At 35.0% G+C, this 12971-nt stretch carries 12 protein-coding genes; 3 read left to right on the plus strand and 9 right to left on the minus strand.

All coding sequences use genetic code 11. The features are described from left to right. Positions 1 to 163: 163 nt before the first annotated feature. On the plus strand, positions 164 to 1813 hold the full coding sequence (locus tag K4G57_RS05195; protein WP_221532121.1) for a hypothetical protein: 1650 nt from the start codon (positions 164 to 166) through the stop codon (positions 1811 to 1813). Between the two features lie 67 nt (positions 1814 to 1880). Here K4G57_RS05195 and K4G57_RS05200 read toward each other — a convergent pair whose 3' ends face one another. The 6 genes from K4G57_RS05200 to K4G57_RS05225 all read right to left on the minus strand — a co-directional run bounded on the left by K4G57_RS05200 (position 1881) and on the right by K4G57_RS05225 (position 8697). Continuing rightward, positions 1881 to 2603, minus strand: coding sequence for a hypothetical protein (locus tag K4G57_RS05200; protein ID WP_221532122.1), 723 nt, complete (start codon positions 2601 to 2603; stop codon positions 1881 to 1883). A gap of 79 nt (positions 2604 to 2682) precedes the next feature. Beyond that, the gene (gene rplT, locus K4G57_RS05205; protein WP_221532123.1) at positions 2683 to 3036 is read right to left on the minus strand and encodes a 50S ribosomal protein L20; all 354 of its coding nucleotides are present in this window, start codon (positions 3034 to 3036) and stop codon (positions 2683 to 2685) included. 93 nt (positions 3037 to 3129) lie between these two features. Further along, a complete protein-coding gene (gene rpmI / locus K4G57_RS05210) occupies positions 3130 to 3324 on the minus strand; it encodes a 50S ribosomal protein L35 (protein WP_005021283.1) in 195 nt (64 codons plus the stop codon). Between the two features lie 26 nt (positions 3325 to 3350). Beyond that, the gene (gene infC, locus K4G57_RS05215) at positions 3351 to 3866 is read right to left on the minus strand and encodes a translation initiation factor IF-3 (RefSeq protein WP_221532124.1); all 516 of its coding nucleotides are present in this window, start codon (positions 3864 to 3866) and stop codon (positions 3351 to 3353) included. Beyond that, on the minus strand, positions 3863 to 5680 hold the full coding sequence (gene thrS / locus K4G57_RS05220) for a threonine--tRNA ligase (protein ID WP_221532125.1): 1818 nt from the start codon (positions 5678 to 5680) through the stop codon (positions 3863 to 3865). Before thrS ends, infC begins: the two co-directional genes overlap by 4 nt. 131 nt (positions 5681 to 5811) lie before the next feature. Beyond that, complete coding sequence (locus tag K4G57_RS05225) at positions 5812 to 8697, minus strand: cytochrome c biogenesis protein CcsA (protein WP_221532126.1); 2886 nt, start codon at positions 8695 to 8697, stop codon at positions 5812 to 5814. A 122-nt stretch (positions 8698 to 8819) separates the two neighbouring features. Between K4G57_RS05225 and K4G57_RS05230 the strand changes: the two genes are divergently transcribed. Then, positions 8820 to 10037, plus strand: coding sequence for an HD domain-containing protein (locus tag K4G57_RS05230; protein WP_221532127.1), 1218 nt, complete (start codon positions 8820 to 8822; stop codon positions 10035 to 10037). A 1-nt stretch (position 10038) separates the two neighbouring features. After that, complete coding sequence (locus K4G57_RS05235) at positions 10039 to 10665, plus strand: trimeric intracellular cation channel family protein (protein WP_221532128.1); 627 nt, start codon at positions 10039 to 10041, stop codon at positions 10663 to 10665. A gap of 177 nt (positions 10666 to 10842) precedes the next feature. Here the strand turns inward: K4G57_RS05235 and K4G57_RS05240 are convergent, their stop codons facing one another. The 3 genes from K4G57_RS05240 to tsaD form a co-directional block, all read right to left on the minus strand. Beyond that, positions 10843 to 11394 (minus strand): YqiA/YcfP family alpha/beta fold hydrolase, encoded by a 552-nt coding sequence (locus K4G57_RS05240; protein WP_221532129.1) that lies wholly within the window; start codon positions 11392 to 11394, stop codon positions 10843 to 10845. After that, entirely contained in the window at positions 11394 to 11888 is a 495-nt protein-coding gene (gene tpx / locus K4G57_RS05245; protein ID WP_221532130.1) for a thiol peroxidase, read from the minus strand. The genes K4G57_RS05240 and tpx overlap by 1 nt, the downstream gene beginning before the upstream one ends. A 67-nt stretch (positions 11889 to 11955) precedes the next feature. Then, complete coding sequence (gene tsaD, locus K4G57_RS05250; protein ID WP_221532131.1) at positions 11956 to 12966, minus strand: tRNA (adenosine(37)-N6)-threonylcarbamoyltransferase complex transferase subunit TsaD; 1011 nt, start codon at positions 12964 to 12966, stop codon at positions 11956 to 11958. Between the last annotated feature and the right edge of the window lie 5 nt (positions 12967 to 12971).

Below are 12971 nucleotides of genomic sequence, written 5' to 3' on the forward strand. Positions count from 1 at the left end.
TCCATTGTCTCTTAATCAATGTTTAAATATTTAGTCTTGCGATTCCACGCATTTTTTAAGGAAAAACCCAAAGATAAAGAAAAAATGTGTAAGAGAGGTTTAGTTTTTAAAAAAGTTACCGATATAGTGAATGTCAAACAAAAATGATAGAAAAGGAGAAATAATGCAAACAGGCATCAATTTCTCTTCCTTGCGGGCTTTTGATTTTTCACACACTTCAGCCACCATGCATTTAAGTGTAAATCAAAAAAATCCCAAAGAAGAGACTATAAATACAAAAGCAAATAGCATTCCACAATCTAACATTGATAAGGATGCTAATGGGCAAACTTCAGAAGTCATCTCTAATAGTTCCCTAAATAAAGGGCATTTAAATGATTTTCAAAAAGTTATTATTGATAATGCATTAGAAAAAGTTTCTCAAATTAAAGAGGAAATGTTAAAAATGTGGGAAGAAGTTTTTGGGCTTAAACCTAGCAATTCCTCTAGTAATTCTCAAACTCTTAATTTAAGTGTGGAATCCCTATTAAATACGCGTTTAGAGCAGAAAATATTAGGGAGCGGGATTAGCATTTCACAAGGATTTTCACAATCCTTGCAAGTTTCTATTCAAGGAACAATTTTTGCAAATGATGGCACAAAGAAACAGCTAGATATTAATATTGGAATTTCGCAAAGTTTTGTGCAAAATCTTCAAATCAATGGAACCAGCAATAACACACAAGGTATAGCACAAACTCCAAACAAAAATATCATTGATCCGCTTGTAATCGATTATGATGGCAATGGAACAGAACTTAGTGATGTGAAAATGCACTTTGACTTAGATAGTGATGGCACACCAAATCAGATTGCAACACTTAAAAAAGGTTCAGGATTCCTAGCACTAGATAAAAATAACGATGGCAAAATCAACGATGGCAATGAGCTTTTTGGAACAAAAAGCGGAGATGGATTCAAGGATTTAAGCATTTATGATTCCAATAAAGACGGAAAAATTGATAAAGAAGATCCTATCTATGACAAACTAAGAATTTGGACACCTGATGGCAATGGTGAGGGCAGACTTGTAGGACTTGGCGAAAAAGGCATAGGTGTGATTTATCTAAATCCGCAAGAAAGTGAAGAGCTTATGCACGGAGAAAAAGGTAATTTATTAGGGATTAAACGCAAAAGTGCAGATTTTTTATTTGAAAATGGTAACAGCGGAAAAATTCATCACATTGACTTAGTTTCTGAACAAATTAAAAACAATGCTTTAGAAAACCAAGCACAAAATGATATGATTTTAGGACAAAGCAAACTTGCACAGATTCTTGCAAACAAAGCTTATGGTGCAAATACTAGCTTCCAAAGCACTCAAATGACATTTATTCAAGGAAATGCATACAACTTAAATACAAGGAGTCAAGGTTTTCTAGGAAATCTTGAGAATGGAATTTTAAATGGAATCCTAAATAAGAGTAACATTAGTTTTGCACAAATCTCTAACCTTGAAGTAAATATTTCTATGAGCATAAGCTCCTTACAAAGTGGTAAAAATGGTGTAAGTTTCGAGCTATCACGAATGTGGGTAAAACTTGAGGATAGCTTTGAAAAATTCCAAATAAATGAAAATAGAGCTAATGCAAACAAAAATGATTCCAAACTAACAAACAATCTCGTAGAATCCTTGCTAGAGCATTTTGAAACAAGTTATAAAGAAATCAACCGCTTGCTCTTTAATCCTAGTAATTTTAAAGAAAACACCGAGACATTTAAAGAAGATATCTTATTAAATGCAATGCAGTTTAGAAAACTCTTAGGGGCTTAAATCTTTTATTCTTATGCGGAATCCATTTTGAGCTTTTGGCTTTTTGGATTCCAAAATCTTAACGCTCTTATTTGCAACTAAATACCACATTACCCCATAAATTCTTTTGTGCATCTTTTGCGCTTGGTAAGCTAATATCCTCTAATGTATTTTTAGCACTTTGCATTAAACGCGACTCCCTTAGAGCAACCACATCAACATTACCCAAATCGCCTAGCGTAATCTCCTTGATAGAACATTTCTTTTTAGTAAGCTTCCCATACTCGTTTGCCTTCTCTAAAGCAAGATTTAAAAGCTTTACATTAAGCACAGAATCACTTTTTTGAAAATCCACATCACTCACATTTAAATCCACACTAGGAAATGCAAACATTAAAAAAGGATTTTTGGAAACCTCTGCTTCAATATTCTCTAAAATCGCGTTAAATTCTTGCTTTTTAGATTCCTTAAATTCACAATGTAAGGCAAAATTTGTCTCAAATCCTTCTTGAATTTTCTTTCCATCTTTATAATAATATGAGGGATTTATCGCAAAACTTCCCCCTTTACAAATGCTATCATTCCCCAAAGAATCATTAATTGCATTAAAAGTCTTAATGATTGCATTTTTATTTTCAACACTCAATGTTTTTAATTTTTGAAGTTCTTTAGAAGCAGTAATTGTAATATTGCTAGAATACTGCGTAGGAGTAACATCAACGGCGACACTCAACCGCTGTTTAATGAGCGTCTCTGCACTAACTGGAATAAGCACTATAACACATAAAAAAACAAAACTAAAAAATCGCATACAAACCCTTCAAAATTAAGATTAATATCATAATTTCAAAAGGTTCAAGAGACTCCTTAAAGAATCTCAAAAACCAAAATTACAATGCTTTTTTTGCGCTTTCAACAATCTTTGCAAATGCAACCGGTTCATGCATTGCAATATCTGCCAAGATTTTTCTATCTAACGCAATACCTGCTTTTTTAAGACCAAACATAAATCTTGAATAACTGATTGCATTAATTCTACAAGCAGCATTAATTCTCACAATCCAAAGTTTTCTAAAATCTCTCTTCTTTTGTTTTCTATCACGGAATGCGTAACATAAGCTTCTTTCTAATTGCTCTTTAGCTTTTCTAAAATGCTTATGTCTTGCACTATAAAAACCACGTGCTAACTTTAAAACTTTTTTATGACGTCTCCTGCGGACTACACCTGTTTTTACTCTTGCCATTTTATATCCTTTACCATATTGTGGTGTGGTATTTCTACCAAACTTACCCTAAATTTAGGGGAATGACATACTTAAATGTATGAAACCTCTAACCTATGCCATACAAAGCATTTTTTTAACAGATTCAATATTGGCATCATGCACATATTTTGGTGCGTTAAGATTTGCGATTTTTCTAGGACGTTTTTTGGTTAAAATATGACTCTTAAACGCAGAACCACGCTTAATAAGATTTTTCTTTAATTTAAATCTTTTCGCTGCACCACGATTTGTTTTCATCTTTGGCATCACTATTCTCCTTTCAATAAGATAAATTATTTTTTTGGCGTTACAAGCATATTCACATAACGCCCTTCAACTTTGAAATCTCTTTCTATATTCGCAACATCTTCTAGCATTGCTGCAACTTTGTTTAACACCTCAAAGCCTACTTGTGGCTCACTAACTTCTCTTCCACGCAAAAAAACACGGAATCGCACATGCTTGTTTTCCTGCAAAAACTCTTTAGCATGCTTTACTTTATAATTTATATCATTGTCTGCAATCTTTACAGAAAGCTTAATCTCTTTAACTTCAATTTGCTTTTGCTTTTTTTTAGCCTCTTTTTGCTTTTTCTCTTGTTGATAACGGAATTTTCCATAATCCATAATCTTACACACAGGAGGTTTCGCATCTGGCGCAATTAACACTAAGTCAAGCCCTTTACTATCTGCAATCTTTAGAGCTTCCTCTGAGCTTAATAAACCATACTGCTCACCATCATCACCTATACAACGCACTTGCGGAAAATCAATATCCTCATTTAGGATTACATTATCATTTTTACTCAAAAGCTAACCTCACGCATTTTCTCCTTAGTTAATGTTATAAAAGATTCAAAACTTACATTTGACTGCTCTTTTAGGCGACGATCACGGACTGCAACAAATCTCTCTTTCATCTCTTTAGCTCCTAAAACTGCAATCATCGGCACTCTTTGTTTCTCTGCACTACGAATACGCTTATTAAGCGTTTCATTTTTACCCTCAATTTCTGCATATACGCCAACTTTTAGCAAAGCATTGCGCAATTCCTTCGCATATATGTGTTGTGCTTCACTGATTGGGATAATAATCACTTGTGTTGGAGCAACAAAAAATGGAAATTCTCCACCAAAATGCTCTGTTAAAATCGCTACAAAACGTTCAAAACTTCCTAAAATTGCTCTATGAATCATCACAGGTTGCTGTGTGCTGTCATTTTCATCAATATAAGTTAATCCAAAGCGTTCGGGCAAATTCATATCAATTTGCACAGTTCCACATTGCCATTTTCTACCAATTGCATCGGTAATCTTAATATCAATTTTTGGACCATAAAAAGCTCCACCGCCTCTATCAATTTTATAAGCAATTCCACAGCCCTCTAGTGCCTTTTTTAGCGCTTGCGTTGCTTCTTCCCAAATCCTATCACTTCCAATAGATTTTTCAGGTTTTGTTGAAATCTCCATTTCATAACTAAAACCAAAAGCATTCATAATGTTTTGCGTAAAATCAATAATGCTCTCAACTTCACTTGCTATTTGATTTGGACGACAGAAAATATGTGCATCATCTTGTGTAAATTCTCTCACACGCAATAATCCATGCAATACTCCACTCTTCTCATGACGATGCACCACACCGTATTCATAAAATCGCAAAGGTAACTCACGATAGCTACGCAAGGAGTTTTGATACACTTTAATATGCCCAACACAATTCATTGGTTTGATTCCATACTCCACTTCATCAATGGTCGTGAAATACATATTTTCTCCATAATTTGCATAATGCCCACTTGTTTTCCACACTGCACTTTTTAAAATCTCAGGACCCCGCACAGGCTCATAACCGCGCTCAATTAAAGCTTGGGTCAAGAGATTTTCAAGATTGCGCCTAAGTCTAGCCCCTTTTGGCAACCAAATTGGCAACCCAGCACCAATTTCTTCGTCAAAAGCAAAGAGTTCCATTTCTACACCAACTTTTCTATGGTCACGCTTCTTTGCTTCTTCTAATTGGCGTAAATATTGATTTAAACTCTCCTTATCTGCAAATGCAATTCCATAAATCCTAGTTAGCATTTCTGCTTTTTCATCACCCCCTAAATATGCCCCTGCAACTTTTGTGAGCTTAAAAGCATTTAATAATTTTAATGTGGGCAAATGTGGACCACGGCAAAGATCTTCAAATTCACCTTGCGTGTAGATGCTTAATCTCCCATCGCCTAATGGAATCCTGCTAATTACTGCTTGTTTTAAGTCATCATTTTGAAATTTTTGTATAGCTTCTTCGCGCGTTAGATAATACTTGACTATTTTTTCACCCTTTTTAGCAATTTCTTTCATCTTTGCTTCAATCGCATTTAAATCCTCTTCACTAATTTTATGGTTCACGCGAAAATCGTAGTAAAATCCCTCCTCCACTACAGGACCTACAAAAAACTGCACTTTGGGATAAAGTGCTTTTAGTGCTTCTGCCATTAGATGTGCACAAGTGTGGCGCATAATAGACAAAGCGTCTTCAGAATTGTCAAAATAAATTGGATCTCCATTTATTCCCAACTCCTCAGCACTTTGTGTATCATAAAGTACACCATTTGCTTTGATTCCAATAATTTGCGACATAAAAACTGCCCTTAATGCCTTTAATTTAAATTTCAAAATAAGCTTAGATTATATCAAAAATTTAGAAAATTAACTCTTAAATTACAAAGAATTACCTTTATTTATTCTTTACTTTAAGCTTATAATCTCTTTTAAGGTAATTTTGGTGCTGGTAAATCCCCTTTTCTTGCAGCTAAAACAATCAGTAAAATCGTAATAGCAACAAAATAATACAAAAATACAGGAATCGGTAATGGGTCTCCAGCAGCATAAGAATGCAATCCCGAAAGATAAAAATTCACCCCAAAATAAGTCATCAAAATAGAATAAAACGCCACCACACTAAGCGTAGCGAACACATAAGGATTATTCCCCTTAGGAATAAAGCGTATATGAAGCACAATAGCATACACTACAATAGAAATTAATGCCCAAGTTTCTTTTGGATCCCAGCCCCAATAGCGACCCCAAGATTCATTAGCCCACACACCACCTAAGAAGTTCCCAACTGTTAGCATTGCAAGCCCCAAAATCATCGCCATTTCATTAATGGTATGCAAAGTTAGAATCGTGCGGTCTAACTCTGGATATTTTGGACTTCTAAAGATAAATAGCACAAGAGTTAATGCCCCAAGCATAAAGCAAAGTCCCAAAAATCCATAACTTGCCGTAATGATTGAAACATGAATATTCAACCAATAAGATTTTAATACAGGAACTAGATTTCCAATTTGCGGGTCCATAAAGCCAAGATGTGCCACAAATAAAGAGATGCCTGCTAGAAAACTTGCCATACTTTGAGCCAGATAACTTTTCTTAAAGAATACAACTCCAGAAATTCCAGCTGCCCACGCAATATAAATCATAGATTCATACGCATTGCTCCATGGCGCATGTCCTCCTACATACCAACGCAAACCTAGCGCAATTGTATGCGTAAGCACTAAAAGTGCAATAATCCAATGCACAATACGACTGGGTAAAATATCTACACTTTTATGCCTAAAAATCTGCACTAAAACAATTGTAAAAAGCAAAATTCCAAAACAAATATAAAGTGGCATTAGGTTTTCAAATAAGTTATAATGATTTAAAAAAATCTCCAAATCAATCTGCAACTTTGGAGGAATCAAATCTGACCCAAACTTATTTTGGATTCCGTTTAAAGCTTCTACAACTAAGTCCGCATTCTCCCAGTTATTCTCTACAAGTCCAAAGTGAAAGCTATTAAAATACGCGCTAAAGAGCTTTTGAAGCTGTTCGGCATTTTCTTTATCAAAACTTGCAATCGCCTCACTAGGTGTAAACCACTTATCACTTTCCTTACTAAAATCTGGTAGAATCTTAAGATTTTGCGCAGTATAAACCAAATACGCTGCATTCACTCGCTCATCAAGACTAATCACATCTTTATCGAATTTATCACGCATTGCTGGCTTTTTACGATTTGCTTCTTCAAGAAAATTAGTAAGCTTATAAGTGTTATTCGCAAATAAATCCTCAAAAGCAACATATTTCTCACTCTTATTCACCCCAATAATTTCCTTTAATTTTGGTGTAGAGAGAGCTAACATCTTGACTTTTTTAAATTCATTAGGATACACCATCATTCCAACAAAAAGTTCCATATTATTAAGCCCCAAAAAGCCATCTTTTTTTGTCATTTTATGCACATATTCCATCGCTAAAGTGTCCAAAGGCTTCATTCTCCCGCCAAAATCTTGCACAATTAAACGCCCAAATTTCTGTGTATGTGCGTCGCTCTTTTCTTTTAGATTTTTAATTAAATCCAAAATGCTCTCTGTTGTAATGGGTGGAATCTCAAACATCTCATTATTATGAGGGTTTTGAGTGCTATGAGATTTTTTAACTTGCTCCGTTTTGTCTATCTCTGCCTCTTTTTTAACCTGCTGATTTTCTTGCGTTTGCTGATTTATCATTTGTGGAGTCGCCTGCAATGGAATCGTATTTAATATTCCAAAACAAAAAGCAAAAGCAAGTATAAGGTTTTGTGTTTTTAGATACTGCCCTAAGCGATAAAAACGCCCATTTTTTGCAAACATTGCCCACAATAATCCAAAAGTTAGCATTGCATAGCCAATGTAGGTTGGAATCTTGCCTAAATCCCTATTCACTGATAAAATCGTTCCTTGCTCATCCATATCATAAGAGGATTGAAAAAAGCGATATCCACCATAATCTAGAACATTATTCATATAAATACGATAAGGTTTTTCCTCATCATTAAGCGGATCCATTATTGCAACTTCAGAAGCATACGAAGATGGACTCATTGAACCTGCATAACGTTCTAGTTGAAAATCTTTTAATGCAATTGAAAAGGGCAAGACAATTGTGCGACTTCCCCATTCTAGTGCAAACTTCTTACCACCTAGCATAAAAGGCATAACTTTCTCTAACCCAGCATTTTTCACTATTTCCAACTCTTTGCTCTCACCCTTAAAACTAACCTTTACTTTCAATCTGTCCGCATCTATCTTATCTTTTGCTGGGATAAAATCCACATATTGCACTTCCAAATTCCCATCTTCAAAGGGTAGATTTTGTTGGAATCGCTTTTGCACTAAAGGTGTGATTGTTGTAGGAAAAAATGCGCGATAGAGCTTCTCATCAACTTTTGCTAAAATCGTAATAAACTCATCTTGTGATTCTATTGTATTGCTCTGCTCTCCTTCACGGATATGCATGACACCCTCAAAACCATAATAACGCGTGATTGCTGCCCCTATAAAAATTACAACTAAAGAAAAATGAAACAAAAACGAAGCGTATTTTTTGCGCTGCAATGCTCTTGAAAAAAATAAAACGCCTATGAGATTCAATACAAGCAACAAATGGAGCAAATCAAACCACTGTGTGCTATACACTAAAGCTTTAGCGCTTGGAGTTCCATAATCATTTTCTACAAAAGTCGCAACGCCACATGCACTACCATAAGCAATCAACAAAACAATTGTTACCCAAAAATTACAGAATCCTTCAATCACACTTTTTATAAGCTTTTGTGCTATGTGCATTCATTTCTCCAAAAAATTAAATTAGCTCGACATTTTACCTAAACTGCCCTTGAGTTTGATTAACAAAAAGCAAATAAAGACAAATATAATTTGGTATAATCGTATAAAAATTTAGGAAAACTATGGAATCTAAAGCTAAAAAACCCACTCTAAACTTCCCACTTTTACATAAAATTTTTGTCGCAGCAAACATTAGACGATGGAATGATCAAGCCACGCCTGTGGAGCTTCTAGAGCTTGATAAACAAGCACATAAAATCGTTATTGCCTATTTACTTGCCCATTATGAAATGCTAGAAAATAGCACAGAGATTGATTTTGAACGCTTAATTATGCAATTTTGCTATGAATTCCTAGAACGCGTGATTTTAACTGACATTAAACCTCCAGTTTTTCACAAACTTGTCCAAAAACACAATAAAGCTTTAGTGGATTTTGTCTGCGCACAACTAGAAGAGGATTTAAGCGGTTTTGGATTCTTAGAGTCAATGCGTAGCTATCTCTATGGCGAAGTAGAAAATATAGAAAAAGAAATTCTAAAAGCTTCACATTATTACGCTTCAAAATGGGAATTTGATATCATTTATCATTTTAATCCTCATCTTTATGATGTGCAAAATATCAAAGATACCATAGATAAACAAGTGCAAGAGCATTATCACTTAGCTGGGATTAAACAGATTGTGCTTTATAAAGACATACGCGAACTTGTCAATATGTTTGGACAATTGCGCTTCCAAAAACGTTGGAGTCAAACACCACGCGTTCCTTGCACTTCAGTGCTTGGGCATACTTTAGTTGTTGCTCTTTGTGCATATTTTTTAGGTTTTGATTTGAAATTTTCAAAAACAATGCAAATCCAACATTTCTTTTGTGGATTATTCCACGATTTACCCGAAATTCTAACGCGTGATATTATTTCTCCAATCAAGAAAAATGTTGATGGATTTGATGTTTTTCTTAAAGAGATTGAAGAAGAGGCTGTTAGAGAGAAAATTTTAAATATTGTCCCAAAAATCATTGCAGAAGAAATTACTTATTACACACAAAATGAATTTAAAAATCGCTACAAAAATGGTGAAAATATCGTGTATAGCAAGAATTTAGGAGAAGAGTTTTTAAGAGAAATCGCTACACTAAATCCACAAGTGCCAATTTTTGGTGAATTTTTAAAATATTGCGACCATTTGAGTGCGTTTTTAGAAGCAAAAATTTCCATAAATCACGGAATTAAAAGTCGTGATTTAATAGAAGGTGCTAAAAATTTAGAATATTTATACAATGCAAAAATCCTAAATGGTGTTGATTTAGGTTACCTTTTTAGAGAATTTAGGGATTAAAATGCTACTGACAAGCCTATACATTATTGGCATTACAGCAGAGGGAATGACAGGCGCACTTGCTGCTGGAAGACATAATATGGATTGGTTTGGCGTGCTATTTATTGCATGCGTAACAGCAATTGGGGGCGGTTCTATCCGTGATGTTCTCTTTGGACATTATCCACTAACTTGGGTTGCCCATCCTGAATATTTGGTTATTATATGCATCGCAGCACTTTTAACAACAAGAATTCCATATTTTGTAGCACGTTTTGAACGCACTTTTTTAGTGCTTGATGCACTTGGACTTGCTGTGTTTAGTATCATTGGAGCACGCATCGGTCTAGACTTGCATCCTAGCGGTTCAATGGCGGTTGCTGGAGCAATTATTACAGGGGTGTTTGGAGGGATTTTGCGTGATATATTCTGCGCTAGAATTCCACTTGTATTACAAAAAGAGCTTTATGCAAGCATTTCTTTACTTATTGGTAGTTTATATGTAATTGGTGCTTATGTGAGTAAAAATTACTTTCCTTTAAATGAAAACACTATCATTATCACATGTTTAGTTATTGGTTTTATTGTGCGCTTAGTTGCTATCCGCTATCACTTAGGATTACCGACTTTCAAATTCAATCCCAAATAAAGCCAACTAAGGCTCTATTTTACTGCACCACTTCTGTGTGCTGGATGTTGATATTCTTGCTTTTCACAACCACTTGAAGCAAACACTGCTACAAAAACTCCTAAACATAATAAAAACTTTTTCATCGTAACTCCTTTTTTAAAATACGAAATTATACAAAATTCTCTAGAGATTTTTCTAGTTTGCCCACATAAGAATTGTTTCTTTTTGGTTTAAAAAATTTTCAAAATGGTGCGACCCACCCTCTTCTACTATACATTTACAATCCCTAAAACGCCCTTTTGCAATTCTATAATCAAGCACCTTATCGCCCTTTTGCAAAAGCACACAATAAAGCTCACTTCGAATGCACTCCACATAATACCTCTTTAAACTCTCCACCAAAGATAAATCCCAAAAAAAGGACTCTCCGGTATAAGATACTAAAACCCTACCAATAGCTGGGAGTAAAGTTGCATACGCATCCACAACAGGATTAACAAGCACAGCTTTTATTCCATATTTATGCGCTAAATACGTTGCATAATAACCGCCAAGTGAGCTACCGACAAGACAAAGGTTCTGCACTCCATGCTTTTGGATTAAAGACTCCGCATACGCAATAGCTAAACATGGAACATAAGATAGATTTGGAGTAAGAGAGCTTGGGGCAAAAGAAACAATTTGCTGCCCCTTGTGACAAAGCCCAACACTGCGGAATCCATGGAGATAAAGCAGTGTTTTTTGCATTATTTTACTGCATTTAGCGCAGCATCATAATTTGGTTCTGTTGTGATTTCGCTAACGATTTCTTTATGCACAACTTCACCATTTGGATTAACCACAAATACGGCACGCGTTAGTAATCCAGCCAATGGAGAATCTGCTAGAAGCACACCATAAGCATTTCCAAAATCTTTGTTTCTAAAATCACTCAAGGCTGTAACATTTGCAATCCCTTCAGTAGAACAAAATCTACCTTGCGCAAATGGTAAATCAAGTGAAACTACAAAGACTTCTGCATTAGAAAGAGCTGCTGCTTTTTCATTAAAATTGCGTGTTTGTGTTGCACAAACTCCAGTATCAAGTGATGGCACAACATTAATGATCTGAAATTTACCACTTGCCCCACCTACTTTTTTTATACTTAAATCACCCGCCACTAAGCTTACTTCTGGTGCTTTATCACCAACATTTACCGACTTACCTGCTAGTGTTACCGCATTTCCTTTAAAAGTTGCCATATTATTTTCCTTCAATTTATTAAAAATTTTAGGCTTCAATTATTAAATATTCAAACTAAATTTAACATTAAAACACATTAATTCTTGGACGCGTTTGTAAAGATTCAATTCTGCTAAATTCCTCATGCTTATAAGATTCTACCGCTACACGCCCAATCATCGCAGCATTATCCGAACAAAACTCCAAAGGTGCTAACAATAATTGCACATCATAAAAGTTACACATTACTTGCAAACTCTCTCGTAAAACCAAATTTGCACTTGCTCCACCAACCACTCCAAAGTGCCTCCAACCCTTAGGATTTTTCGCATTTTCCTCAAAAAAAATCTTACATTTTTGCAATAAATGCGCAATTGCACTTTTCTGAAAACTTGCACACAAATCTGCCCTAAAATCATCATTCAAAGAAATATTCGCCTCAATCTCTAAACGCACGGCATTTTTAAGTCCCGAAAAACTAAAAGCAAGTTGTTTTTTATTATACAAAGGAACGGGTAACTCAAACCTAGCAACCCCTTTCTTTGCATAGGATTCCACAATCGGACCTCCCGGATAACCTAAAGATAGCATTTTTGCAACCTTGTCAAAACTTTCCCCAAAACTATCATCTAAACTTTGTGCTCTAATGTTAATTTTCTTAAAATTTTCTGCTTCTAATAGCATTGTGTGCCCACCAGAAACAAGCAAAGCACCGAGTGGAAAAACCGCTTCTGATTCCAAAAATAAAGAATACAAATGTCCTTTTAGGTGATTTACGCCAATTAAGGGCAAATTTAGCGCATAGCTTAACGTTTTTGCCATCATTACACCTTCTAATAATGTTACATTTAAGCCCGGCTCATTTGTTACCGCAATGGCTTTGAGCGCGTTTAAATAAGGTTTTGTCTTTTCTAAGATTATCGGAAGAGATTCTGCGTGCAGACGACTTGCAAGCTCTGGGACAACACCGCCAAAGGCGCTGTGTTGTATTTCTTGTGAAATTTTTTGATGAAAGATTAAATTATAGGTATTTATTGCAGTTAGCGCAATAGAACTATCATCACAACTGCTTTCAATACTTAAGATAAGATTTTGCAAAACTT

Source organism: Helicobacter turcicus (assembly GCF_019711685.1).
GTDB classification, from domain to species: Bacteria; Campylobacterota; Campylobacteria; order Campylobacterales; family Helicobacteraceae; genus Helicobacter_D; species Helicobacter_D turcicus.